The organism is Mariniflexile sp. AS56, from assembly GCF_030552475.1.
Lineage (GTDB): Bacteria > Bacteroidota > Bacteroidia > Flavobacteriales > Flavobacteriaceae > Mariniflexile.
Genome location: NZ_JAUPED010000004.1, coordinates 311,708 through 337,072, shown reverse-complemented (window position 1 = coordinate 337,072; position 25,365 = coordinate 311,708). Strand labels below are relative to the sequence as shown.

The following is a 25,365-nucleotide window of genomic DNA, read 5'->3' as shown; positions in this document are numbered from 1 at the left end:
CTATCTTATTGTATAAAGTTTAACTAGCTTTTATTAAAAAAACCTGTATTTTATAATGAAGGGCTTTGTTGTGGGGGGGAATGCAGACAAAGTATAACCAAATCAATTATATACTCCTGTAAGCTAAATAAGCGTTACGTGTTTGATGCTAGTTGTAAGCTGCAAGAGCGATAGAAGCGGCATCCTTTTTATGCTTAACGCTGGTTGATCTTTTGTTAGAATTTCTTAGCATAAAAAGATATAGCGGATAGCGCGGTTTTTATGTTTCTTAAAAACTTGCACGAATCATCTTCATATAAGTTAAAATAATTTTAATTAATGTGCCTTATAGTTTTTTGGTTCGTTCCAAAGCTCATTATAGTCGACACTTTTGTTGCGATGGGTATGCATTAGGAATAACTTGACACTAGCTCTTATTAAATGCTTATGAAGAATTACGCTGTAACCAGTTGGGCCATTTAGAGAGTCGATATGTGGTACATAGGGTAGACCGGAACCTGAAATGGCCATAGTTTCTATTAAATGGCCATTTTTAAATTTACAAATCAATAATGTTTTATGATGTAAATAGGGAAACACCTTATCATTCAACGCTTTAGAATGGGTTGGGTCTTTCATTAAAATATCTACGCTACTGTAATCTGGATAAATTATACCATTTTTATATTGGTATATTAGCAATTCTTCATCGGCCTTATATGCTTTATGTTCGTGAATAGTTATTGATTCTAAAAGAACTTTAAATAGGGATGAGAGGAGTAGGTGCAGACTTCTGCAGTGAATAAATCGACTATTATCTTGTTGTTTTCAATAAGGACTTGACAACTTTTTCAAACCAAGCGCCTCCTTCAGTAGATTCATCTTTTAATAAAATTGGGACAAAACCCAAGTTGTAATTGGCTATTACAGCACAATGGCTTGCATAATATAGTGTTCTATTATAACTAGTTTGGTGCAATTGAAAATCATTTTCGTTTAATAGTTTCTGTTAGATTATAATGTGGAGTATCTTGAGTTTGTGGTCGTTTATTGTTGCTATAGACTCCCCCATTGGGTAAGAAAGTAACGAAAAGGTTTAAAGAAAGGAATAAGACCTAAAGCATACATACACTTGCTTTAAGACTAATAAAAATTATTTACCGAATAAGGTTATTGATAAAAGTGTATAAATAGGAGATTGAGAATTTCCTAAAAACAAAAATCCCGTAAACAATTAAGTTTCGGGATTTTTTTGTGGTACCTCCAGGAATCGAACCAGGGACACAAGGATTTTCAGTCCTTTGCTCTACCAACTGAGCTAAGGTACCTCGCCTTAGCGGTTGCAAATATATATTGATTTTTAATATTCAGCAAGAGAAATTTGGAAAAAATTCATCTTATTTTTTTTTTTTTTAAATTGAATTACGCATGTGTTTTAAAATCAATATAATAAGAAAAAAAATAATACTTATTATTTTCATTTTGTAGATTTGAACTTTAATTAAAAATATGAATTTAATAATAGACGTAGGAAATTCTTTTGTAAAACTAGCCGTTTTTGATGGGGGTGCTCTTAAACATAAAGAAGCAGTAGCTCTAAATTTGATTTTAGAGCATATTGAGGCTATTAAAAACGAATACCCAAGCATTAGTCAGGCTATTGTTTCTTCTGTAGGTAAACTGAGTAAAACGGATGTTGATGTTATATCTAACTATTTTGATTTACTTTCTTTAAATTCTGATACGAAATTACCTTTTACAAATCTTTATGAAACGCCAAAAACATTGGGTGTGGATCGATTGGCCTTGGTATGTGCTTCCGTAAAGCTTTATGAAAATAGAAATGTTCTTGTTATTGATGCTGGTACGTGCATAACTTACGATTTTATAAATACCAAAAAAGAATACTTAGGCGGTGCCATTTCTCCTGGCTTGCGCATGCGTTATAAATCGTTGAATAATTTAACGGCCAATTTACCGTTATTAGATATGGGCTTGCCAAATAGTATTATTGGAAATTCAACCGAAACAGCTATACATTCCGGTGTTGTTTATGGTGTTTTAAAAGAAATGGATGGTGTTATAGACGAGTACAAAGTTAATTATCCCGATTTAACAGTTATTTTAACAGGAGGTGATAGTAATTTCTTGTCTAAACAATTAAAAAGTAGCATATTTGCGACTTCTAATTTTCTTTTAGAAGGACTGAACTTTATTTTACAATTTAATTCAAACGAATGATTAAAAAACTTGTATTAGTTTTTATTGCAGTTTTTGCAATTAATAGTTACGGACAAGAGGGCACAGCCTCACCTTATTCTTTTTACGGTATTGGAAGCTTAAAATTTAAAGGAACAGTCGAGAACCGAAGCATGGGAGGTTTAAGTATTTATACAGATAGTATACATATTAACTTAAGAAACCCTGCAGGATATGCTGGTAAGAATTTGGAGATGTTAGCTGGCGAAAGTAGACCTGTTAAATTTACGGTTGGTGGAACCTATTCTGATGTAAAACTAAAAGGTAGTTCTGAAAGTGCTAAGGCAAGTACAACAACCTTCGATTATTTAGCATTGTCGGTGCCTGTAGGTAAATTTGGTTTTGGTTTCGGTTTAATGCCATTTACGTCTGTAGGCTATAAACTCCAATCTTTAGATTCTAATTATGATGATGGTAGGTTCTCAAATAAATTTCAAGGTGAAGGTGGATTAAATAAAGCGTTTTTAGGCTTAGGATATTTAATTACAGACGGTTTGAGTGTTGGTATTGATGCGCATTATAACTTTGGAAATATTCAAAACAGTAATATTGCCTTTACTTATGATGATGATGGGAATGCGACGCAATATCAAACCAGAGAAAACAATAGGTCTGATTTAAGTGGACTGAATATTAATTTAGGATTATCATACAAAACCATGATTAGCCCTAAATTGGAATTAGTTTCAGGTGTTACATATACACCAGAAAGTAATTTAGGTTCAAAGAATGAACGTTCTATATCTACAGTGATAGTGTCTTCAACAGGATCTGAAACGGTATATAGCACTATTGATACCGATTTAGAATCTTTAGGTCTTTTGAAAACTGATTTGGTGTTACCATCAAAATTTTCAATAGGTGCGGGTATTGGTGAACCAAGAAAATGGTTTGTAGGTATCGAATCTGAATATCAGAAAACCAGCGATTTTTCTAACGATTTATACTCAAGTACAGAGGTTAAATACGAGAATTCTTCAAGCCTTTCTATTGGAGGTTTTTATATTCCTCAATATAATTCATTTACAAGTTACTTTAAACGTGCTGTATATAGAGCGGGAATACACTTTGAAAATACAGGTTTAAATATAGAAAATGAATCAATTAAAGAGTTTGGCATGTCTTTTGGAGTAGGATTACCAGTTGGTAGTTTTTTCTCTAATGCCAACTTAGGATTGGAGCTTGGAAAAAGAGGAACAACAAATAGTAATTTAATTCAAGAGAATTTTATTAATTTCCAAATAAGTTTATCTTTGAACGATAGATGGTTCCAAAAAAGAAAATTTGACTAACAGGTTAACATTATTATCATGAAAACAAAAATTACATTTTTATTAGTAGCATTATTCATTGGTTTAAATATTAGTTTTGCACAACAAGATGAAGAGTGCATGACGAAGCTTTCTATATTCCACGAATATGTAAAAGCTAAAAACTTTGATGCAGCTTTTCAACCTTGGATGGAAGTACGAGCAAAATGTCCACAGTTTAACAACGCTATATATGTTGATGGTGAGAAAATCTTAACAGATAGAATTGAAAAAGCTACGGGTGCAGATAAGGTAAATTACCTTAACGACTTAATTAAACTTTGGAAAGAAAGAGGCGAGCACTTTGCAAGTAAAACTCCAAAAGGAGAGTATGGCGCGCAAACAGGCCAATTAATGTACGATAATAAAGGTATATTAAACAAATCGAACGAAGAGTTATACGGTGTTTTTGATGCAGCTTACCAAGAGGATAAAGGAACATTTACAAACCCTCAAAGTTTGTATACGTATTTTTCTTTAATGGTTGATTTATATGATGCTGGTAAAAAACCTGCAGAAGACTTATTTAATAAGTATGATGATATTGTTGAAAAAGTAGAAGACGAAGTTAAAAACTACTCTGAAAGCCTTAACGTGCTTATTGAAAAAGAAACTGCTGGTACAGAGTTAACAAGCAAAGAAGGACAATATAAAGCGTATTACGAAAGCTACTTAGCCGCTTACGATCAAATTGCAGCTGGTATTGATGAGAAAATGGGAACAAGAGCAAATTGTGAGATCTTAATTCCTTTATACCAAAAGAACTTTGAAGAGAATAAAAACAATTCAGTTTGGTTACAAAGAGCAGCTGGTAAAATGTCTGAAAAAGAATGTACAGATGACCCATTATTCTTTAAGTTAGTAAATGCATTTCATGAGTTAAGCCCATCGGCTAATTCAGCTTATTACTTAGGGATCTTGAAAGATAAAGAAGGTAAATCTAACGAAGCTATTTCTTTTTACAAACAAGCGATCGATTTAGAAACTGATAACTTTAAAAAATCAAACCTTAATAATAGAATTGCCTTAAAACTTAAATCTAGAGGTAGTTATTCTCAAGCAAGAAACTTCTTTAGAGAAGCGTTAAAGTTAAACCCATCAAACGGGCGTCCTTACTTATCTATTGCAGCTATGTATGCAGCAAGTGCTAACGATTGTGGTGACACTAACTTTAATAAAAGAGCGGTGTATTGGTTAGCAGCAGATGAAGCTCAAAAAGCAGCACGTGTAGATTCTAAGTTGTCTGGAGCATCTGCAAATTCTGCAGCGAACTATTTATCTAAAGCACCATCTAAATCTGAGATATTTAGTGCTGGTAATACAGGTCAAACTATTAAAATAGGTTGTTGGATTGGATCTTCTGTTACAGTGCCGAAAATTTAATGAAAAAAACAATTATATATAAAATACTAAACATAGTCATCCTTTTTGTGATGGCTATGTTTTTTTCATGTAATGACAGTTTTAATCAAGTCCAGAAAATGGGGGTTTCAGAAAATGAACCTATTGGAATTGCTGAAAACATCAACTTAAAACATACCGATTCTGGTAGGGTTACTGCCAATATGCTAAGTCCGAAAATGTTAGATTTTAAAAACAGGGACTTTCCATATAGTGAATTTCCAGAAGGGATTATCTTAAATTTATTTGACGAGCAGAATAAAAAAAGCGTAGTAGTGGCAGATTATGCCATTGTTTATGATGAAACCGGTTTGTTGGACCTGCAAGGAAACGTAGTGATTACTACGGCCGATAATGGAGTTTTAAAAACTCAACAATTATATTACGACCGGAAAAAAGAATGGTTGTTTACTAATAAACCCGTTTCTTATAAAACCGAAACCGATATTATTAATGGTAATGGTTTCGATTCTGATTCAAAATTTACGACTGCCGAAGTACTTGAAGTTACAGGTATTATTACGGTAGAAGATTAATTTTATTCAAATTAATTTAAAATTGACATTCTTCAATTTTAATTATCTTTACAAATTATAAAATAAACACATGAAATATTCAAAGATTTTTCAATACGCTTATATCGTTTTTGCTGTACTATTTATTTATGATGGTGTTACAAAATGGAATGTAGGTGAAAGCAATAGTGCGTATGTCTCATTCGGACTCGCAGCATTGGCTGTTTTTATGTATTTCTTCAGAAGAAAATTTGCTAAGAAATACGATAATACTAATAATTCAAAATAAATGAGTGTTGATGTCATCATCATTATTGTATCATTAATACTTTCAGCCTTCTTTTCGGGTATGGAGATTGCGTATGTATCTTCAAATAAAATTCATATAGAAATTGAGAAAAAACAAGAAGGCATTTTACCAAAAGTTTTAACCAAACTTACCGCAAAACCATCCAAATTTATTGCCACCATGTTAATTGGTAATAATATTGCATTGGTAATTTACGGGTTTTTTATGGGAGATTTGCTGGTCGACTGGTTTCAATCGTTGGTACCAACACCCTATCTTTTTTTAGATTTGATGTTTACAGATTTTAGTCTGTTAACTCAAACCGTAATTTCTACACTTGTTATATTAATAACGGCGGAGTTTTTCCCAAAAGTGTTTTTCCAAATATATGCGAATTCTTTAATAAAAGCCCTTGCTATTCCTGCTTATGGGTTTTATATGTTATTTACTTTTATATCAGATTTTGTTATTTGGATTTCAGATTTTGTATTAAAATATGTATTCAAAACGGAAGGAGACCAAATACAATTGGCATTCACGAAGGTGGAATTAGGGAATTATATAAGTGAACAAATGGAATCGGTAGAAGCACATGATGATGTGGATTCTGAAATTCAAATTTTCCAAAACGCCTTAGAATTTTCTGAAGTTAAAGCCCGTGAAGTTATGGTACCGCGTACCGAAATTACTGCTATAGAGATTAACGACTCTATTAAGTCTCTCAACGCGCTTTTTACAGTCACCGGTTTTACAAAAATTTTAGTTTATAAAGATACCATCGACGATGTTTTAGGGTATGTACACTCTTTCGAGCTGTTTAGAAAGCCTAAAAACATTAAGGCTATGATGCTTCCTGTGGAATATGTTCCGGAAACCGTTCTTGTTAAAGATGTACTTAGTGTACTTATTAAGAAACGTAAAAGTATTGCTGTTGTTTTAGATGAATATGGAGGTACTTCTGGAGTTATGACGGTGGAAGATATTGTTGAAGAACTATTTGGTGAAATTGAAGATGAACATGATACGGTCGATTTAATTGAAGAGCGATTAGAAGATGGAACCTACACGTTTTCAGCACGATTGGAAGTTGATTACCTTAATGAAACTTATAAATTAAACCTTCCTGATAGTGAGAATTATGAAACCTTAGGTGGTTTAATTGTTAATCATACCGAGGAAATTCCAACAAAAAATGATGTAGTTAGAATCGATGCATTTAGTTTCACTATTTTGGAAGTTTCTAATACCAAAATAGACCTTGTAGAATTGAAGCTTTTAGATGTAGATTAGACGCTTAGTTTAGTCAAAATTCAAGTAATTTTCCATTCATAAAAAACAAAGTACATTCCTGCAAACAAATGCCTGATAACACTTTTATTATTAAATAGAAAATAGTATTTTCGCCCACAATATTTTGCCAAGTAACAATTGGCAACCAACTTAACAATAGATTTTTTTTAAAAAATAATTTCAAATGGCAGTTTTAAATAAGATAAGACAACGTTCACTATTTTTAATCATCGTAATAGCCTTAGCGTTATTTTCTTTTGTATTAGCAGATTTGTTTAAAAGCGGTAGTTCGTTTTCGGCAAGCTCTCAAAATGTGGTAGCAACCGTAAATGGTAAAGATATTACCCGCGAAGACTTTATGCAAAAAGTGGAAGCTGCACAACGTCAAGCAGGACCAAATGCTACAGGATCTCAAGTTATCAATCAAGTTTTTGAACAGGAAGTTAGACAAGCTATTATGGAAAACCAGTTTGAAAAACTTGGTATTTCAGTAGAAAAAGATCAAATGAGAGATTTGTTAAAAACAACATTGGCTACAAGTCCTGAGTTTTTAAACGAAGCTGGTATGTTTGATGAGAATAAATTAAACGAATATATTGCCAACTTAAAAGAAACATCTGCCGAAGGTTACCAAGGTTGGATTAACTACGAAAAATCTATCGCTGCAAATGCATTGCAACAAAACTACTTTAACATGGTTAGAGCTGGTTTAACAGCTACTTTGAAAGAAGGTGAGTTAGAGCATAAATTAGACGGAAATAAAGTAGATGTTCAGTTTGTTCAAATTGCTTACTCTTCAATTGAGGATGATAAAGTGAAAATTTCAACGTCTGATGTTTCAGATTATATCAAGAAACATAAAAAACAGTTTGAAGTAAAAGAATCAAGAGATATTAAATTTGTACAATTTAATGAAGTTGCTTCAACGGAAGATGAAAAAGCAATCAAAGCGAGTTTAACGGGGCTTTTAAAAGATAAAGTTGAGTATAACGAAGCTTCTAAAGCAAGTGAATCAGTTATTGGTTTTTTAAACACAACGAATAACGAAAGCTTTGTAAACAATAATTCAGATATTAAATTTGATAAGCGTTATGTATTTAAATCTGGCTTATCTGCTGTTGTTGCAGATAGTATTTTTAAATTGAATGAAGGTCAAGTGTATGGTCCGTATCAAGATAACGGTTACTACAAGATATCTAAAGTAATTGCGGTTAAACAAATACCAGATTCAGCAAAAGTAAGACACATATTAGTTCCATATATTGGTTCTCAAAGTGCAACTGCAGATGTTGTTCAAACGGAAACAGAAGCGAAAGCAACGGCTGATAGTTTGTTAGCAGTTATTAAAGGTGACCGTAGCAAATTCCCAGAATTGGTTACAGCGTTTTCTTCAGATCAAGGAAGTGTTCAAAACGAAGGACGTTACGATTGGCATCCTTATAACTCTATGGTTCCTGAATTCAATGATTTTGAATTTGAAGGTAAAGTAGGTGATGTAGGTGTTGTTAAAACTGTTTTCGGTTTCCATATTATAGAAATTGAAGGTCAAAAAGATAAGAAAAGAGCGATTCAAGTAGGAACGCTTGCTAGAGAAATAGAGGCTTCTGAAGCGTCTATAGATAAAATATTTAGAGATGCGTCTAACTTTGAAATCGCTTTAGAAAAGAAAGATTTTGAAGCGGCTGCTAAAGAAAAAGACTTTGTAGTACGTCCTGTAAATGGATTGAAAGTGCTAGACGAAAATATACCAGGTGTTGGAAGCCAAAGACCAATAGTACGTTGGGCTTTTGAAGATGGTTCTAATGTAGGTGATACAAAACGTTTCAACATCACAAACGGATACGTTATTGCTCAAATAGTAGCTAAGCATGAAGAAGGACTTATGTCTGTTGAAGATGCAAAAGCGACTGTTATGCCTATTGTACGTAAAGAAAAGAAAGCGGAGTTAATTAAAAACAGAGTATCTGCTACAGGTTTAGATGCTTTGGCTAAGGCTGAAAGTACCACAGTTAGAACTGCTTCAGATGTTAATATGAAAAACCCAATGCTTACAGGTGTAGGTAGAGAGCCTTTAGTAGTTGGTGCTGCTTTTGGATTGAAAGAAGGACAAACATCTAGATTAATTGAAGGTTCTAACGGTGTTTACATGATTAAAGTAACTAAAGTGAAGCCAGCTGTTAAGTTAGATAGCTATCAAGCTGCTGCTAACAGAGTAGAGCAACAAAAATTAAATGTTGTGTCTTCAAGACTTTATACGGCTTTAAAAGAAGCTTCAGAGATTGAAGATAACAGAGCTAAGAATCAAATTCAATAATTCTTTTTGAATAGAAGAATTTCTAGAATATAAAAAAAGGAGCACATTTATTTGCTCCTTTTTTTATGCGCTATTTTTAAATTAAAGTACCATATCCGTATATGGAATGATGGTGTCAAAACCTTTTTCTTTAAAATAAGACGAAGGGTCTGCTGTTGAAGTTACCAAAACAAAATCACCACCCCAAGCACCAAGACTTTTTATACTTCCTTTAAAATCATTAAAGAAAATAGATTTCACAGTTGCCTGTTTTGTGATGTTGGAGATAATCTGTTCATGTTGATCTAGCAATGTTTCAAAATCGTTTAAATTCTGACACTCGATAATATGTGTGGTTAGTATATTGATGTCGTTAATAATAGGCTCTAAATGCTGTTTATTGGCCTGGTAGGTCGCGATACCATCACGACTGTTTTGTTTCTTGTTTAAATAGACAAAGTAAATGGAATCTTTAAACTTTGGGTTGAAAATAATGGGATTTACAGCAATCTTATCTTTCTGTAATTGATAGGTAATGGGTGTGTTATTTTGTGCACATGCAATATCATAGCCACTTCCGCCAAAAGTTTGTTCTAATAATTCAAACGGATTAACATGTGCCCATTGAGACATATTATTAATTAATGTAGATGAAGTACCTAGACCCCAGTTTCTTGGAAAGGTTAAATGAGTCGAAATTCTAAAACCATTTTTTGTGTTTAAAAAATCAGGATTCAACGTTTTCGCAGCCTTTAATATTTGAATGATACGTTTTGAAATCTCGTCGTCATGCTGAACTTGTTTCAACATCTTACTAATTTCTAAAGGGAATGTGTTGTTAAACCAACAATTGCCATTAGTATCAAAACTTTCCCAAACAAGATTTTGTTCGTTTAGAGTTTCAATTTTTAAAGATTGTCCAAATTTAGTTGGGACTGCAAGTGATAATGCACCATCAAGTACCACATATTCACCAGTAAGTAAAAGTTTCCCGTTGCTATAATACGTTTCCATGATTAGTTTTTCAATCTTAATTGCTGAATGGCTTCAACAACGGCACTATGTGTGACGGTATTTACTTTAAAATGTGCGGTTAAGGTGTCCTTCTCTATATTCGTAGCGTCAAACTGATTTAGAATATTCATTAAGTGCATTTTCATATGTCCTTGTTGAATTCCGGTTGTTGTTAGTGATCGTAACGCTGCGAAATTTTGTGCAAGTCCAGCAACTGCTACAATTTGCATCAACTCTTTCGCTGTAGGGTGGTGCAACAATTCTAAGGATAATTTCACTAAAGGGTGTAATCCGGTAAGTCCGCCAACAGTTCCCAATGCTAAGGGCATTTCTATCCAAAAAGTGAAAATACCATTTTCAACTTTGGCATGAGATAAGCTGCTGTAACGGCCCTTTCTAGAGGCGTACGCATGTGCGCAGGCTTCGATAGCTCTAAAATCGTTACCAGTAGCTAAAACAACAGCGTCAACACCATTCATGATGCCTTTATTGTGTGTAACCGCTCTGTAAGGTTCTATTTCGGCAATCTTAACTGCTTGTATAAATTTAGCAGCAAATTCTTCAGATGAAATTGATTGGTCTTCACTTAAATCTTCCACCTTACAACTTACTTCGGCACGTACTAAACATTCTGGTACATAGTTAGAAAGTATACTCATTACTATTTGAATATCTTTTTCATCCGAAGTAAAAGCATCAAAAGTTAAAGCTTCTGCTTTAAATGTTTTTGCAAATTGTTCTAAACATGAGTTTATAAAATTGGCTCCCATGGCATCTAAAGTTTCAAAGGATGCATGTAGTTGGAAATAACCGGGAATGTCGCTCGTTTTATCTCGTAATTCAATATCCATAATGCCTCCACCACGTTTTTCCATGTTTTTGGTAATCGGGTGAGCGTCTTGGATTAATTTAGGTTTAATATGATTGAAGTAGTTTTTCAGGGAGTCAATTGCCCCGTGAAACATAAAATGTACTTGTCCTATTTTAGTAGTAGAAATAACTTTTGTTTTAAAGCCTCCTCTATCTAGCCAAAATTTAGCAGCTTTACTAGCAGCGGCAACCACAGAACTTTCTTCAATGGCCATAGGAATGGTATAAAACTTACCATTTATTAAAAAGTTAGGAGCAACACCTAAGGGTAAATAATAATTGGTGATGGTGTTTTCAATAAATTCATCATGTAGTTGTTGAAGTTTATCGTTGGTATTCCAGTACTGTTTTAAAACATTTTTGGTTTCTTCGGCATTAGAAAAGTAGGTTTCAACCATCCAATCGATTTTTTTGGATTTCGACAGTTTAGAAAAGCCAGAAATAGAAGCGCACATTCGTTTAGGTTTAATTAGAAATACAAAGATACTACATCCTTTTTTTATAAGAACTTAGTGGTATTTATTTGTTAATATTTAGGGTTTTTTGAAGAATTTTTAGTAAACTTGAAAACTTTTAGCAAAACCGCAACGATTAATGGAAATTAGCAAGATTATTTTAATGTTTCCAAAATATTAATCAGTCTATTTTAATAAAACAATTTTACAATAAATTCATGGCAGTTAATACATTAAAACCACATCAAAAAGAACTTTGGGGACAACCAATAGGTTTATACATTTTATTTTTAACAGAAATGTGGGAACGCTTCTCCTATTATGGAATGCGAGCCCTCTTAGTGTTGTACATGACAACGTCTTCCTTGGGGGATGATGCGAGAGGTTCAGGTTTAGGCTGGACCAGTCAAGAAGCATTGGCGCTTTATGGCTGGTATACCATGTTGGTTTACGTGATGTCTATTCCGGGAGGCATGATTGCCGATAAATTAATAGGTCAGAAAAAGGCCGTGTTATACGGAGCCATCATTTTATGTATCGGGCATGGTGTTTTAATTCTTACTGATATTTGGGCATTTTATACTGGATTGGGACTTGTAATTTTGGGAGTGGGCTTATTAAAACCAAACATTTCGACCATGGTTGGAGGTTTATATAAAGAAGGCGACATTCGAAGAGATAAAGGTTTTAGTATTTTTTATATAGGAATTAATACAGGTTCTTTATTAGCAACCTTGGTAATTGGTGGTGTTGTTGCCCAATGGGGCTGGCATGCCGGATTTGGACTTGCAGGAATTGTTATGGTATTGGGACTTATAAATTATATTTTCGGACAAAAATATTTAGCGAACGTGGGAGATTTTGTGCCTAGTTCTAAAGATGAAAACGAAGTGTCTTATGGTAAATTATATTCCAAACTATTATCATCTCCTAAACAATTACTTATTGTTGGAATTCTGTTACTAGCTTCTATTTATGGTTGGTATACTTTAGAATGGGGGTTTGGCTTATTGTTCATGTTCTTAACAGCGATTTCGGCCTTATTAATTATGATTTATAAAGAATTAGATTCACAAGTATTTAAAGATAGATTCTTAGTATTATTGCTGTCCTTTATTATGGTTATAATATTTTGGGGCGCTTTTGAACAAGCCGGTGGTTTAATGAATTTGTATACAGAATCTAAAACGGACAGAGTTCTTTTTGGATGGACCATACCAACAGTGATGTTCCAAAGTTTAAATGCTGGGTTTATCATCATTTTTGCAACAGTGGTAGCTGGTTTTTGGGCTAAACGAAAACTGAAAGGTAAAGAAGCTTCGTCCTTACTTAAAATGGCATTGGGTATCATCATTATGGGGTTTGGCTTTCTTTTTATGGTATTTGCAGCCATGGAGTTTGAGAAATCTGGCACATCAAGTATGATTTGGTTGGTTTTGGCATATCTATTTCATACCATAGGAGAACTTTGTATATCTCCTGTAGCGCTTTCATTTATAACTAAATTAGCACCCGTAAAATATGCATCCTTAATGATGGGGGTTTATTTTGCTGCAACAGGTTTAGGTAATAAAGTAGCAGGACTTATTGGAGAGTCGGCTTCTCATTATGGAGAACACGCTGTTTTTTCAGGAATTTTAATATTCACAGTTATTATTGGATCTTTATTTATTTTACTATTGAAACCATTAAAACGCTTAACACATGCTGCTGAAGATAACGAGCGTGTTATGGAATAAAAAATGCTAAAATTTTTAAATTTGCAGACGAGCAATTAGCTATTTTTAAATTTATATATCAAACGATGAGTGAGAATACAACCGACCAGTTTTTTAAAAGTACCGTTTTAGGGCATCCTTCGGGATTATTTGTTTTGTTTTTCACCGAAATGTGGGAACGATTTTCATATTACGGTATGCGTGCATTATTAGTGCTGTTTTTAACCGCATCTATATTAGATGAAGGTTGGGGTTGGCCTCGAGAACATGCCATGGCTCTATTTGGCTCGTATGTTGGCTTGGTGTACTTATCTACAATGATGGGTGGGTATTTTGCAGATAAAGTTATTGGGTTTCGTTGGGCAGTGGTTGTCGGAGCTTTACTCATGACTCTGGGGCACGCCTCCATGGCTATAGAAACACAATGGTCTATTTACTTAGGGTTAGGGTTATTGGTTATAGGTAACGGTTTTTTTAAACCTAACATGACGTCCATTGTTTCAGAAATGTATAAGGACAGACCCGAGAAAAAGGATGGGGCATATACCATTTTTTATATGGGAGTAAACGCTGGTGCTTTCTTAGGAATTTTACTTTGCGGATATTTAGGTGAGCGTGTAGGTTGGAGTTTAGGTTTCGGTTTAGCTGGTATATTCATGCTTTTCGGGTTGATTCAGTTTTGGTTGGCACAAAATATTTTTGGAAATATTGGTTTGAAACCTAAAAAGGAAGATAAAAATTCCATAGAAGCTTTAGATACAGACAAGAGGGTTCCTTTTTCCACTTGGCAATTAGTGATGATTGTACTTATGGTGGGTTTAGGCTTGATGTGGGTTTTAAATGCTCCCGCAACAACCATCTCCAATGGTGAAATTAACGTGTTTTCGTTTTTAGGGCCTAATGGTAATAATATCGCCATTTTAACAGCCTTAGGTTTATTTTTAATACTGCTTATTTATCGATTTACCCAATATTCGAAAATTACAAGAGAGAAGTTGATTGCGGTTACATTTTTCGCGATTTTATCTGTTTTTTTCTGGGCTATATTTGAACAATCACCAGGAACGCTAACCATTTTTGCAAATGACTATACAGATAGAACCTTAGATGGTACTTCTGCTACCATATTTAGAATAGTTAATGCGTGTATGACTATTATTCCACTTGCAATTATAACTTGGGTGCTGTTCTTGCTTTTTAAACAAACTTTCGGAACATATAAGTGGGCAAACTTAATTCTAAGTCTTAGTTTTTTAATTGTTTGGGGTATTGCTATCTGGATGTTGTTAGATCAGTTGAAGGATGAAGAACTTGAAATTCCAGCGTCTTGGTTTAGTGTATTAAACTCTTTGTTTATAATAACCTTAGCGCCATTATTTTCAAAATGGTGGGAAAGTAAGTATAATCCATCGGCTAACGCGAAATATGGTATTGGTATGTTTTTACTCGCTTTAGGTATGGCTTGTGTGGCTTTTGGAGCTATGGGGATTGAGCCTGGGGCTAAAACGGCATCGGTAAGTGTTATTTGGCTTATTTTGGTGTATTTATTTCATACTATGGGTGAATTATGTATATCGCCTGTTGGCCTGTCGTATGTAAGTAAATTGGTGCCGGCAAGAATGATTGCCTTCATGTTTGGAGTTTGGTATTTAGCCATCGCAATAGGAATGAAAGGTGCTGGTGTATTTGGTGAAAATGTAGATAAAATTGCTAATGAGAATGGAATAAGTTATTTTTTCTGGATACTTACCATTATATCTGCTATTGCGGGTGTTGTTTCAATTTTATTTCAACCCATCATCAAAAAACTCATGCACGGAGTACGTTAATCGATTTAAAAGTTAAAAAATATTCAAAATGCGCCGTTTTTGGCGCATTTTTTGTATGTTCGATATTAGTTTTTACAAAAAAGTGAATTATGAAAAGAATTGTATACGTATTAGTATTTGCTGTTTTAACTTCGGTTAGCGGCGTAGCACAAGAAATTAATTGGGTAAGCCTGGAAAAGGCTATGGAACTTCAAAAGAAGAGCCCTAAAAAAATAATGATGGATGTTTACACCAATTGGTGCGGCCCATGTAAGATGTTAGATAAAAACACCTTTCAAAATCCCGATGTTGTTAAATATGTAAACGCGAATTATTATGCAGTTAAGTTTAATGCAGAAGGGAATGACAATATTGCCTATAAAGGGAAAACTTATGCGAACCCTGGGTACAAACCAGAATTGGCTAGCAGACGTAATTCGGCACATGAATTATCTCGTTTTTTACAAATTCAAGCCTATCCTACCATCGTTTTTATGGATGAAAAGGCAGATGTTATCGCTCCGATTAGAGGTTACCAAACACCTCCACAATTGGAACTGTATTTAAAAATGTTTAAAGCAGACGAGCATAAAGGTTTAGATACCCAAGAAAAATTCAATACTTACCACACGGCTTTTAAACCCGTATTTAAAGGTTAATCGAGTTTTGAATTGTTGGTTGCGCACTGTCGAAACTAATTCGGTTTTATATCAATAGTGAATAATAAAAGCTCCTTTTTTACTGGTTTGGTGAAAAGGGAGTTTTCGTTTTTTACAAATAGCTTCCCAGTATTCTAAATCCGATTTGTAATTACTCCCATCGGCAATGATGTATTTGGGTTTTAAAGAATCAATTAACCTGTTCAAATTTATTTTAGGTGATTTTCGTAGCAAAACATAATCTGGCTGAAACGATTTTAGGTTGTAAATGCCAAGGCTATCAATTACAAGGAGTGATTTGTTATTCAGTAAGTAAACGTTTTTGAGTGAATCTATCTGAATCGTTTTAATGTGATTTCCAATACGATACTCTGTGGTTATTTTACTTTTAGCTGCAGTAATACTATCAAAATCTGATGCGCTATAAAACCTGTTGTTAAAGGAGTTTCCTAAAAGTGACTGTCTACTTTTATGGAATATTATGAATTCATTTTTAGGTTGTTTATATGTAGTGTAAATAAGAGCGCTTTGTCCAATTAAAACGGTAAGTATTAAAAATTTTAAAGTTGAATAATTTCGTTTTATGTAAAATTGAACCAATCCTATGATGAACAAATAAGCAACAAAAACATATAAAATGCCAAACGGAATATCTTTAAATAAAAAGGCTTCTTGTTTTGAAATCCATCCAACAAACCGAGTCATGAAATCAATAATATAGCCGTAAATAGTAGCTGCGAAAGTTGGTAATATATTTAAAACGGCTAACACTATAACAACGATTCCATAGCCGAGAATAACACCTAAAAGTGGAATGATGACTAAATTTGATAGAAAGAACAAACTAGGGAATTGGTGAAAATAAAATAGGCTTAACGGAATAATACCACATTGAGCTGCAATGGTAACCGTTAACGTGTGCCAAAGTTTATCTGGAATGTAATAGTTGGTTTTCCATAATTTATACAGCAAAGGGTCGATGGCTACTATAGAAAAAACAGCCAAATAACTTAATTGAAATCCAACATCAAATAAAAATAAGGGCTTAAAAAGTAATATAACAAGCATTGAGATTGCCAGTGTGTTGTAAATGTTCGTCGGGCGTTTTAAATTTTGCGCTATGGCAATCACACTAAACATAGTCACTGCTCTGGTAACGGAAGCAGAAAGACCTGCGATAATGGCAAAACTCCATAATAGGCTTACTAATAAAATGGTATTAATAAATCGGCCGTGTCTTAACCGTTCTATGGGTTTTAAAATGGATTTTAAAAACAATAAAATAAGACCAATATGTAGACCCGAAATGGCTAAAATGTGTATCGCGCCGGCATTGGTATAGCTGGTGTAAACTTCTTCGCTAATATCCTGTCTCTGCCCCAATAGTAAGGCGTTTATAATAGCTAATTCATCGGGTTTGAAATGATGAAGTTTTAGTTTTTCATTGATATGGCGTCGAATGGAATTAGCGATGCCAGAGCATGTTGTTTTGTTCGACTCTAACTTAAAAAGATGGGATCCAGAAGTGAAAATTTGATGATAAATATAGTGTTTCTCTAAATGATTTTTATAGTTGAATTGATGTGGGTTTAACGGGTTAATTACATCTTTAAATGTTGTTTTACTTATATAAATAGCATCAACAAGCAAAGGCTTTGATAGTGCGTCTTTTTGAATGTTTAGTAGCGTTTTACCAGTAACCTTGGTTTCGCCAACTTCTAATAGATCAACAATATATTTATCATAATAAGCACCCGGTTTAAGAACTTCTCTAATTCGAAAAGTAATATACTTTATCGAATCTTTTTCTTTTGAAAGTTGATGTGTATAATGTATTGAATTGCTTTTTTCGTTGTGAAGATTAGTTACTAGAATACCAACTAAAATCATCGCCAAGAAACTGAAGCTACCAAACCAAACTGTTTTGATAAATTGATTTTTAGAAACGTAGAAAAGTATTAATAGGAGTACTACAATTACGCCTGTTACAAGTAAATTTAAAGAGAGGGGAATGTTATAGAAATAGCCGATTGCAATGCCTATAATAAAGCAAAACGTTAGTTTTATTATGGTGAAATTGAGTAGCCGCATAGCAACTCGAATATATGAAATATCTTATAATATTCTACGTGCTTCAACAAAAGCATTATTCCAATAATTTTCAGACAATTTAGAGACAATAACGCCTCCTCTTGTAGTGGAATGAATGAACTCAATAGCACCATCTTCGTTTGTAACTACGAGTCCAACATGGCTAATATCATTTCGTCTATTCATGGTTTTAAAAAAAAGTAAATCTCCTTCTTGGGTGTCTTTTAAGGTGACTTTATCACCATGTTTGGCCATATCTCTAGAAATTCTTGGTAAAATGATGTCGAAGGCTCTGTACGATTCAAACACCAAACCAGAACAATCCATTCCGTCTCGGGTGGCGCCACCAAACTTGTATTTTACACCACTAAATTGTTTTGCGTAGTCTATTATGTTAAACGCTTTGGAGTTTGTGTCTAGGTTTTCGTCAATGCTAGTATCTAACGCCTTGGTGATTGTTACAACAGGTTCGTTAAGGTTTGGCGTTCGTTTTGAGGCCACGGTTTTTGTCGATGTTCGTTTTTTAACAACAATACTTTTGGATGTGTTGCAACTGGTAAAGCAAACACTAATTATAAGTAGGAAGGTTGTTATGTTTTTTAAAAACATGCTTAGGCTTTAATAGATTTGTAAATTAATTTGGCAGTTTTTTCGCTGGCACCTTTTCCGCCAAGGGCTTTTTCTAATTCGTAATAATTAATAAAGATTTTAGAACGCTCTTTTTCGTCTAAAATTATTTCAAGTTCTTTTTTTAATCGTTTTTTATTGAAATCATTTTGAATAAGCTCTGTAACAACCTCTTTATCCATAATCAAATTAACCAACGAAATAAATTTTAAGGTTACAATACGTTTGGCTATTTGGTATGAAATGGCACTTCCTTTATAGCAAACTACTTGCGGGATTTTAAATAAAGCGGTTTCTAAAGTAGCGGTTCCAGATGTAACTAAGGCAGCATAAGAAACACTTAGTAAATCGTAGGTCTTGTTCGAAATAAACTTAACATTATTGGTTTTTATAAAAGGTTCGTAGAAACTGTAATCTTGACTGGGAGCTCCTGCAATAACAAATTGGTATTTGGGGAAATCATCAACCAGACTAAGCATTACGGAAAGCATGTTTTTAATCTCTTGTTTTCTGCTTCCTGGTAATAATGCTATAATGGGTTTGTCGCTTAATACGTTGTTTTCTCTAAATTTATAAACACTTACTTGGGTTCTGTTGGCAATGGCGTCAATAAGCGGATGACCAACAAAAGTTACTTTGTAACCGTGTTTGTTGTAAAAAGGTTCAACAAATGGTAAAATCACATACATGGCATCAATATCACGTTTTATAGCTTGAATTCTGCTAGCACGTGATGCCCAAACTTGTGGTGAAATATAATAATTGGTTTTAAAACCGGCTTGTTTTGCCCATTTGGCAATGCGTAAATTAAAACCTGAATTATCTATGAAAATAATAACATCGGGTTGAAAGCCTTGAATGTCCTTTTTGCATAAAGCTATATCCTTGAAAATGGCAGATAGGTTCATGATCACTTCAATAAACCCCATAAAAGCGCGCTCTTTGTAGTGCTTAACTAAAGTGCCGCCAACGGCTTGCATAAGGTCGCCACCCCAAAACCTAAAATCAGCATGTACATCTTCATTCAGTAATGCCTTCATAAGGTTCGAGGCGTGTAAATCGCCCGATGCTTCTCCTGCTATAATGTAATATTTCATTGTATGCTGGTATTAGTTACTTGTATTTTATTTTTAGTCACTTGGTTCTAAATCATCTTAAATACAAAAGTAAAAATAGCAATAAAAACGGTAATTAATAACACGCCTCTTGCACGATAATCTTGACGTTTTCTAATAAAAATAAAAAATGCTCCTAAATTTAGAATGGCTCCTAAACTAACAAGTTTTCCTAAAAAACCTTCTGAAATGGCTGCTTTTATTACCGTGGTAAAGTCATCGCCTTGTCCTAAAATGGAGGCCGTTGCAAATAGGCCAATAACATTTGCAATTAAACCAATAAGCATGCCGATGATAATGTTTTTTTTAATCATTCTAAATTCCAAGTATTTAAAGATTGTATGTAATGATGTGCTGTTAAATCGAATTGAATAGGAACAACGGATACATAGCCGTTTTCTAAAGCCCATTCATCTGTATCTTCGCCTCCATCTAAATTGACGAATTTTCCTGTAAGCCAATAATAATCGCGTCCTTGCGGTGTTTTACGTTTGTCAAATTCTTCTACCCAATTCGCTTTGGCTTGTCGGCAAATTTTAATGCCTTTTATGTTTTCTTTTGAAAGGTTTGGGATGTTCACATTCAGTACAATACCATTCGGTAAACCTTCTTTAAGTACATTGTCTGTAATGGTTTTTACAAAGCTTTTAGTCGCTTCAAAATTGGCGCTCCAAGTGTAATCTAGTAGCGAAAAACCAACAGCAGGAATACCTTCAATACCCGCTTCGATAGCAGCACTCATAGTCCCAGAATAAATTACGTTTATAGAAGAATTTGAGCCATGGTTAATACCTGATACACAGATGTCTGGTTTTCTAGTTAGTTTTTCTCTTATGGCTAGTTTTACACAATCGGCAGGCGTGCCCGAGCAACTGTATTCCGTTTGCGGACCATCATCAATAAAAACTTGTTCAACATATAATGTAGAATCTAGCGTTATGGCGTGTCCCATACCACTTTGCGGACTGTCGGGAGCCACCACAACCACATCGCCAATGGTATTCATTATAGAAATTAGGGTTCTAATTCCAGGGGCATTGATGCCGTCGTCGTTAGTAACTAATATGAGTGGTTTTTTTGTCATTTCGTGCTTAAAAAAAGTATCGCTAAAATACATAAAATCCTTAGGAAATGGGTTATTTCTTTAGTTTAACAAAAAATTAGTAGCGAATGCCCGAATTGGCATGGTTTTTTCTTTATTTTAGTAAAAAAATGATGGGCATAGTAAGTGCCATTGAATATTAACCGAATGAAAAAAATTATGAGAAGGAATTATAAAGTGCTGTTATTGTCATTATTGCTAGCCTTCGCATCGTGTAGTTTTACTACTAAAAAATTTAGTAATCCCGATAAAGATAAATTACTAATTCAAGTAATAACGTTTGTTTTAGAACAAGGGCATTTCGACCCCATTCTAATAGATGATTCGTTTTCTGAACAATTATTTAAAGATTATCTAGAAATAATAGATCCAGTGAAACGTTATTTTTACCAATCTGATTTTGAGGATTTTGAAAAATATAAATTAACGATCGACGACCAAATTAAGGCGACTGATATCACCTTTTTTAATGTGGTGCACGAACGTATGTTGAAACGTATTGAAGAAGCTAAAGATATTTATAAGGAAGTGTTGTCGGAGCCTTTTGATTATTCAACCGATGAAAGTTTTAATACCGATTACGAAAATAGTGGCTTTGTAAAAAACAGAAAAGAGTTAAAAGAGCGTTGGAGACAACAACTTAAATTTTCAACACTTTCAAATTACGACGATTTATTAGCACAAGAAGAGGTTTCTAAAAAGAATAACGCTCTTTATGTGATGAAAAAGGACTCAGAAATTGAAAAGGATGCACGTGAATCTACTTTGAAATCCATTAATGTTTATTTCAATGATAATATTGATGATTTAGAACGTGAAGATTGGTTTGCTATTTATGTGAATACTATTGTGGAAGAATTCGATCCGCATACGTATTATTTAGCACCAAGAAGTAAAGAAGATTTTGACCAACGTATGTCTGGTAAATTAGAAGGTATTGGTGCTAGATTACAAAAACGAATGGACTATATAAAAATAGTAGAATTAATTTCTGGCGGTCCTGCTTGGAGAAGTAAAGAACTAGAGGTTGAAGATATTATTTTAAAAGTAAAGCAAGAAGAAGAAGCGTTTCCTGTAAATATTGTAGGGATGCGTATCAACGATGCGATTAAGTACATAAAAGGTCCTAAAGGTACTAAAGTAACTTTAACCATTAAAAAAGTTGATGGAACTATTAGAGACGTGGTTATTACAAGAGATGTGGTAGAGTTGGAAGAAACCTATGCCAAATCATCGGTAATAAGAAAGGATAATATGACTTTTGGTGTGATTGATTTGCCTTCATTCTATGTTGATTTTCAAGATTATAAAAATATAAATGCTGCCAAAGATGTGAAGGCAGAAATAGAACGTTTGAAAGCCGATGGTATTCAAGGTTTGGTTTTAGATTTACGTAATAACGGTGGTGGATCTTTACCAACCGTGGTAGAAATGGCTGGTTTGTTTATTAAAGACGGTCCTATTGTGCAAGTGCGTTCTACAGGTGAAGCGAAAGAAGTCTTGAAGGATAGAGATCCATCTATTTCTTGGGATGGACCGTTGGTTATTCTTGTAAACGAGATATCTGCGTCTGCTTCCGAGATTATGGCAGCAGCCATGCAAGATTATAAACGTGCAATTATTATAGGAGGTAAGCAGACTTACGGAAAAGGTACTGTTCAAAATGTAATAAACCTGAATAACATGCTTAGAAATAATACGAATGGAGACTTAGGAGCGTTGGCTTTAACCACCCAGAAGTATTATAGAATAAACGGAGGGTCTGTGCAATTAGAAGGCGTTAAAAGTGATGTGAATGTGCCTGGGCGTTTTAGCTTTATTGAAGTAGGTGAAAAGGATAAAGAAAATCCATTGCCTTGGGATGAAATTGATGCAGCGGATTATACACCATGGGAAAACTATTTTGATTATAATGTCACCATTGGAAAAAGTAAAGAGCGCATGAGCCAAAACCAACAGTTAAAGCTTATTGAGGAAAATGCGAAATGGGTGAAAAGTAAAATTGATGAAACCATCGTGTCTTTAAATTATAAAAAATACAAAGCAGGTTTGGAGTTGAATGAAGAGGAAGCAAAACGATTTGACGCTTTAACCAATTATAAAACCAACTTAACATTCGATTCTACAAAATATGAAAAGTCGCTTTTTAATGCAGATACGAGCGATCTAAAAGAAAAGCGTGATAGATGGCATGAAAGTTTAAGTCATGATATATATATTGAAGAAGCTGTAAATGTTTTAGAGGATTTGAAAATTTCATATCCAATTAAAAAAGTAGCTACTACAACAAAAAGTTAAGTGATGTATGAGTCATAAATCTAACTCACTAAAACAGTTAGCGCTCCAAAAATTTAAAAAGAATTTTTGGGGCGTTTTTAGTTTTTATTTTATAGTTCTTGTAGGGCTTGTTTCTGTGTTTGCGTATGCCTTTGCGCCCGATAGTTCACAATATGCGAACCAAATGCATTTGGCTATTCATTCCAAAAGGCCAGGGTTTAAAGTGGCGATGCTTACAATACCATCGCAGTTGGAAAACAATCAAAGTGCTTTTGATAAATTGTTTTTTGGGAAGAAAAATGCCGATACTGAAATTCCTGTTTCCCAATATACTATTCAAGACGATTTGTTGTCTTATAAAGAATACGCGTCTGATGGTTTAGAAGGTGTTGAAAAAACCATGCCTATCAGTGAGTTTCCAAACCATTCAGCAGCATCTTATATTAAAGAAAAAACCTTTTTGTTTGGTACAGATAAATATGGGCGCGATTTATTAAGTCGTGTTTTGGTTGGTGCTAGAATCTCCTTTTTTATAGGTTTTGTTGCCGTGTTTATATCCTTAATTATTGGCATATTTATGGGGAGCGTTGCAGGGTATTTTGGAGGTAAAGTAGATGCTGTAATTATGTGGCTTATTAACGTTACCTGGTCCATACCAACCTTATTATTAGTTATAGCGATTACTTTGGCTTTAGGAAAGGGGTTTTGGCAAGTGTTTATTGCGGTTGGCTTAACAATGTGGGTAGAAGTAGCTAGAGTGGTGCGTGGTCAAATAATAAGCGCTAAAGAAATGCAATATGTTACAGCGGCACGTGCCTTGGGTTATAACAATTTTAGAATTATTACCAAGCATATCTTACCGAATATTATGGCGCCAGTAATTGTCATTTCAGCAGCCAATTTTGCTGCAGCTATTTTAATAGAAAGCGGTTTAAGTTTTCTAGGTATTGGTGCGCAACCGCCCATGGCTAGTTGGGGTGCTATGATAAAAGACCATTATAATTATATCATTCTCGGAAAACCTTATTTAGCGATTATACCAGGACTCTGTATTATGAGTTTGGTTATGGCGTTTATGCTGATTGGTAATGCGCTGCGTGATGCTTTGGATGTGAAGGGGTAGTGCTTTTTACCACGAGACTTTGTTGTGGTGTTACATTAGTGGTCTAACTATGTTTAGTCTTTCTATCCAATTTTCAGAATCCTTTTCATTAGAGTACTTTTCAATTTTTTCGTTTAGAAAGGTATTTAATGATTGCTTCTGTTTCGTTTTTGATAATAGAATTAGAACTCTTTGTATATCGAATGCGAAATTATTAAAATTATACCTGTTGCTGCTTTCTCCAAATTTTATTGCTTCGGAATAGGATTCTATGGCTTTATCAATTTTATTGTTTTTTTCAAGTTTCTCAGCCGCTTTTCTTAAAGATAATATTTTATTAAACTCTGTTTTCCAAGTTTTATGTTCATCCCGTAATTCTTCTGTTTTTTGTTTGAGATCTTTCGTGTTTTTAGGGAAAGCCTATTTTGACGTGGATTTACTTTATTAGAATCTTATTTACTTATAAGTACATGTTGCAAAATCATTATAATGTTTTTACATCTAATGTTAAACGAAGTTAGTTGGTTTTTTCTACAAAACCAATAGGGAAGATAAATTTAGTTGTAAGAGGAATTTAGATGGTATCTAACTTCATGTTGTTGTTTAGGTCGTCAATATATCCTAATACATCATCTTTTCCAGCTTCGTTGCTAGAAGATGTAACGAAGTAATTAGGCATGGCTTCCCAAGATTCTAAAACTACTTTCTTATAGTCTTCAACATGTCTTAAAATGGCATTAGGTTTTAGTTTGTCTGCTTTCGTGAAAATAATAGAAAACGGGATGCCGTTTTCACCTAGCCACTGCATAAATTCTAAGTCTATGGGTTGTGGGGTGTGGCGTACATCTACCAAAACAAAGGCGGTTACCAGTTGTTCGCGTACGTTAAAGTATTGGGTGATAAATTTTTGAAATGTCTTTTTTGCGTTTTTAGAAACACGTGCATAACCATAACCGGGTAAATCTACCAGGTGCCAATCTTTATTAATTAAAAAATGGTTTATAAGTTGCGTTTTTCCTGGTCTACCAGATGTTTTTGCTAAGCTTTTACGGCTGGTTAGCATGTTTATAAGCGACGATTTACCTACGTTACTTCTACCAATAAATGCGTATTCGGGTAGTAAGCCTTTGGGACATTTTTCCACATCGGAATTACTCATTACAAATTCGGCCGATTTTATATGCATTATTA

The 25,365-nt window shown here is 33.9% G+C and carries 21 protein-coding genes and 1 tRNA gene; 12 read left to right on the top strand and 10 right to left on the bottom strand.

Annotation, left to right across the window (positions count from 1 at the left end; translation table 11 throughout):
* Positions 1-315 precede the first annotated feature (315 nt).
* Both Q5N74_RS07295 and Q5N74_RS07290 read right to left on the bottom strand, forming a co-directional pair.
* Entirely contained in the window at positions 316-681 is a 366-nt protein-coding gene (locus Q5N74_RS07295; RefSeq protein ID WP_304388082.1) for a hypothetical protein, read from the bottom strand.
* Between the two features lie 553 nt (positions 682-1,234).
* Positions 1,235-1,307, bottom strand: a tRNA-Phe gene (locus Q5N74_RS07290).
* Positions 1,308-1,488: 181 nt separating this feature from the next.
* Between Q5N74_RS07290 and Q5N74_RS07285 the strand changes: the two genes are divergently transcribed.
* From Q5N74_RS07285 to Q5N74_RS07255, 7 genes are all read left to right on the top strand, one after another.
* Positions 1,489-2,220: a type III pantothenate kinase gene (locus tag Q5N74_RS07285; RefSeq protein WP_304388081.1), complete on the top strand. Its 732-nt coding sequence runs from the start codon at positions 1,489-1,491 to the stop codon at positions 2,218-2,220.
* Positions 2,217-3,530 carry a hypothetical protein gene (locus Q5N74_RS07280; protein WP_304388080.1) on the top strand — a complete coding sequence of 438 codons (1,314 nt, stop codon included), beginning with the start codon at positions 2,217-2,219 and terminating at the stop codon, positions 3,528-3,530. Before Q5N74_RS07285 ends, Q5N74_RS07280 begins: the two co-directional genes overlap by 4 nt.
* Before the next feature lie 18 nt (positions 3,531-3,548).
* Positions 3,549-4,931 carry a M48 family metallopeptidase gene (locus Q5N74_RS07275; protein ID WP_304388079.1) on the top strand — a complete coding sequence of 461 codons (1,383 nt, stop codon included), beginning with the start codon at positions 3,549-3,551 and terminating at the stop codon, positions 4,929-4,931.
* Positions 4,931-5,485 (top strand): LPS export ABC transporter periplasmic protein LptC, encoded by a 555-nt coding sequence (gene lptC, locus Q5N74_RS07270; RefSeq protein ID WP_304388078.1) that lies wholly within the window; start codon positions 4,931-4,933, stop codon positions 5,483-5,485. The genes Q5N74_RS07275 and lptC overlap by 1 nt, the downstream gene beginning before the upstream one ends.
* A 70-nt stretch (positions 5,486-5,555) precedes the next feature.
* Entirely contained in the window at positions 5,556-5,753 is a 198-nt protein-coding gene (locus Q5N74_RS07265; RefSeq protein WP_304388077.1) for an LPXTG cell wall anchor domain-containing protein, read from the top strand.
* Positions 5,754-7,043 (top strand): hemolysin family protein, encoded by a 1,290-nt coding sequence (locus tag Q5N74_RS07260; RefSeq protein ID WP_304388076.1) that lies wholly within the window; start codon positions 5,754-5,756, stop codon positions 7,041-7,043.
* Between the two features lie 184 nt (positions 7,044-7,227).
* The gene (locus Q5N74_RS07255) at positions 7,228-9,357 is read left to right on the top strand and encodes a SurA N-terminal domain-containing protein (RefSeq protein ID WP_304388075.1); all 2,130 of its coding nucleotides are present in this window, start codon (positions 7,228-7,230) and stop codon (positions 9,355-9,357) included.
* Positions 9,358-9,438: 81 nt separating this feature from the next.
* On the opposite strand, the gene Q5N74_RS07250 is transcribed toward Q5N74_RS07255, so the two are convergent.
* Both Q5N74_RS07250 and Q5N74_RS07245 read right to left on the bottom strand, forming a co-directional pair.
* A complete protein-coding gene (locus Q5N74_RS07250; protein WP_304388074.1) occupies positions 9,439-10,350 on the bottom strand; it encodes a GYDIA family GHMP kinase in 912 nt (303 codons plus the stop codon).
* Positions 10,351-10,352: 2 nt separating this feature from the next.
* Positions 10,353-11,675, bottom strand: coding sequence for a hydroxymethylglutaryl-CoA reductase, degradative (locus Q5N74_RS07245; protein ID WP_304388073.1), 1,323 nt, complete (start codon positions 11,673-11,675; stop codon positions 10,353-10,355).
* A gap of 218 nt (positions 11,676-11,893) precedes the next feature.
* Here Q5N74_RS07245 and Q5N74_RS07240 point away from each other — a divergent pair, with 218 nt between their 5' ends.
* From Q5N74_RS07240 to Q5N74_RS07230, 3 genes are all read left to right on the top strand, one after another.
* Positions 11,894-13,414: a peptide MFS transporter gene (locus Q5N74_RS07240; RefSeq protein WP_304388072.1), complete on the top strand. Its 1,521-nt coding sequence runs from the start codon at positions 11,894-11,896 to the stop codon at positions 13,412-13,414.
* A gap of 65 nt (positions 13,415-13,479) precedes the next feature.
* Complete coding sequence (locus tag Q5N74_RS07235; protein ID WP_304388071.1) at positions 13,480-15,222, top strand: peptide MFS transporter; 1,743 nt, start codon at positions 13,480-13,482, stop codon at positions 15,220-15,222.
* An 89-nt stretch (positions 15,223-15,311) separates the two neighbouring features.
* On the top strand, positions 15,312-15,860 hold the full coding sequence (locus tag Q5N74_RS07230; RefSeq protein WP_304388070.1) for a thioredoxin fold domain-containing protein: 549 nt from the start codon (positions 15,312-15,314) through the stop codon (positions 15,858-15,860).
* Between the two features lie 51 nt (positions 15,861-15,911).
* Here Q5N74_RS07230 and Q5N74_RS07225 read toward each other — a convergent pair whose 3' ends face one another.
* The 5 genes from Q5N74_RS07225 to surE are packed head-to-tail and all read right to left on the bottom strand — an operon-like array spanning position 15,912 to position 20,777.
* Positions 15,912-17,951 carry a ComEC/Rec2 family competence protein gene (locus tag Q5N74_RS07225; RefSeq protein ID WP_304388069.1) on the bottom strand — a complete coding sequence of 680 codons (2,040 nt, stop codon included), beginning with the start codon at positions 17,949-17,951 and terminating at the stop codon, positions 15,912-15,914.
* 24 nt (positions 17,952-17,975) lie between these two features.
* Positions 17,976-18,560: a C40 family peptidase gene (locus Q5N74_RS07220; protein WP_304388068.1), complete on the bottom strand. Its 585-nt coding sequence runs from the start codon at positions 18,558-18,560 to the stop codon at positions 17,976-17,978.
* A 2-nt stretch (positions 18,561-18,562) separates the two neighbouring features.
* The gene (gene lpxB / locus Q5N74_RS07215; protein WP_304388067.1) at positions 18,563-19,675 is read right to left on the bottom strand and encodes a lipid-A-disaccharide synthase; all 1,113 of its coding nucleotides are present in this window, start codon (positions 19,673-19,675) and stop codon (positions 18,563-18,565) included.
* A gap of 47 nt (positions 19,676-19,722) precedes the next feature.
* The gene (locus Q5N74_RS07210; RefSeq protein ID WP_304388066.1) at positions 19,723-20,007 is read right to left on the bottom strand and encodes a hypothetical protein; all 285 of its coding nucleotides are present in this window, start codon (positions 20,005-20,007) and stop codon (positions 19,723-19,725) included.
* Positions 20,004-20,777, bottom strand: a complete 774-nt coding sequence (gene surE / locus Q5N74_RS07205) for a 5'/3'-nucleotidase SurE (RefSeq protein WP_304388065.1) — start codon at positions 20,775-20,777, stop codon at positions 20,004-20,006. Before surE ends, Q5N74_RS07210 begins: the two co-directional genes overlap by 4 nt.
* Before the next feature lie 177 nt (positions 20,778-20,954).
* Between surE and Q5N74_RS07200 the strand changes: the two genes are divergently transcribed.
* Positions 20,955-23,093 carry a carboxy terminal-processing peptidase gene (locus Q5N74_RS07200; protein WP_304388088.1) on the top strand — a complete coding sequence of 713 codons (2,139 nt, stop codon included), beginning with the start codon at positions 20,955-20,957 and terminating at the stop codon, positions 23,091-23,093.
* A 7-nt stretch (positions 23,094-23,100) separates the two neighbouring features.
* Positions 23,101-24,195 carry an ABC transporter permease gene (locus Q5N74_RS07195; protein WP_304388064.1) on the top strand — a complete coding sequence of 365 codons (1,095 nt, stop codon included), beginning with the start codon at positions 23,101-23,103 and terminating at the stop codon, positions 24,193-24,195.
* Positions 24,196-24,748: 553 nt separating this feature from the next.
* On the opposite strand, the gene yihA is transcribed toward Q5N74_RS07195, so the two are convergent.
* Complete coding sequence (gene yihA, locus Q5N74_RS07190) at positions 24,749-25,360, bottom strand: ribosome biogenesis GTP-binding protein YihA/YsxC (protein ID WP_304388063.1); 612 nt, start codon at positions 25,358-25,360, stop codon at positions 24,749-24,751.
* Positions 25,361-25,365 lie beyond the last annotated feature (5 nt).

Excerpts from the sequence above, each read along its gene's own strand:
- Q5N74_RS07265 (WP_304388077.1), top strand. The coding sequence starts at position 5,556 with ATGAAATATTCAAAGATTTTTCAATACGCTTATATCGTTTTTGCTGTA.
- Q5N74_RS07250 (WP_304388074.1), bottom strand. The coding sequence starts at position 10,350 with ATGGAAACGTATTATAGCAACGGGAAACTTTTACTTACTGGTGAATAT.
- Q5N74_RS07255 (WP_304388075.1), top strand. The coding sequence starts at position 7,228 with ATGGCAGTTTTAAATAAGATAAGACAACGTTCACTATTTTTAATCATC.
- lpxB (WP_304388067.1), bottom strand. The coding sequence starts at position 19,675 with ATGAAATATTACATTATAGCAGGAGAAGCATCGGGCGATTTACACGCC.
- Q5N74_RS07210 (WP_304388066.1), bottom strand. The coding sequence starts at position 20,007 with ATGATTAAAAAAAACATTATCATCGGCATGCTTATTGGTTTAATTGCA.
- yihA (WP_304388063.1), bottom strand. The coding sequence starts at position 25,360 with ATGCATATAAAATCGGCCGAATTTGTAATGAGTAATTCCGATGTGGAA.
- Q5N74_RS07260 (WP_304388076.1), top strand. The coding sequence starts at position 5,754 with ATGAGTGTTGATGTCATCATCATTATTGTATCATTAATACTTTCAGCC.
- Q5N74_RS07200 (WP_304388088.1), top strand. The coding sequence starts at position 20,955 with ATGAGAAGGAATTATAAAGTGCTGTTATTGTCATTATTGCTAGCCTTC.
- Q5N74_RS07220 (WP_304388068.1), bottom strand. The coding sequence starts at position 18,560 with ATGTTTTTAAAAAACATAACAACCTTCCTACTTATAATTAGTGTTTGC.
- Q5N74_RS07280 (WP_304388080.1), top strand. The coding sequence starts at position 2,217 with ATGATTAAAAAACTTGTATTAGTTTTTATTGCAGTTTTTGCAATTAAT.
- surE (WP_304388065.1), bottom strand. The coding sequence starts at position 20,777 with ATGACAAAAAAACCACTCATATTAGTTACTAACGACGACGGCATCAAT.
- lptC (WP_304388078.1), top strand. The coding sequence starts at position 4,931 with ATGAAAAAAACAATTATATATAAAATACTAAACATAGTCATCCTTTTT.
- Q5N74_RS07235 (WP_304388071.1), top strand. The coding sequence starts at position 13,480 with ATGAGTGAGAATACAACCGACCAGTTTTTTAAAAGTACCGTTTTAGGG.
- Q5N74_RS07275 (WP_304388079.1), top strand. The coding sequence starts at position 3,549 with ATGAAAACAAAAATTACATTTTTATTAGTAGCATTATTCATTGGTTTA.
- Q5N74_RS07285 (WP_304388081.1), top strand. The coding sequence starts at position 1,489 with ATGAATTTAATAATAGACGTAGGAAATTCTTTTGTAAAACTAGCCGTT.
- Q5N74_RS07225 (WP_304388069.1), bottom strand. The coding sequence starts at position 17,951 with ATGCGGCTACTCAATTTCACCATAATAAAACTAACGTTTTGCTTTATT.
- Q5N74_RS07245 (WP_304388073.1), bottom strand. The coding sequence starts at position 11,675 with ATGTGCGCTTCTATTTCTGGCTTTTCTAAACTGTCGAAATCCAAAAAA.
- Q5N74_RS07240 (WP_304388072.1), top strand. The coding sequence starts at position 11,894 with ATGGCAGTTAATACATTAAAACCACATCAAAAAGAACTTTGGGGACAA.
- Q5N74_RS07230 (WP_304388070.1), top strand. The coding sequence starts at position 15,312 with ATGAAAAGAATTGTATACGTATTAGTATTTGCTGTTTTAACTTCGGTT.
- Q5N74_RS07195 (WP_304388064.1), top strand. The coding sequence starts at position 23,101 with ATGAGTCATAAATCTAACTCACTAAAACAGTTAGCGCTCCAAAAATTT.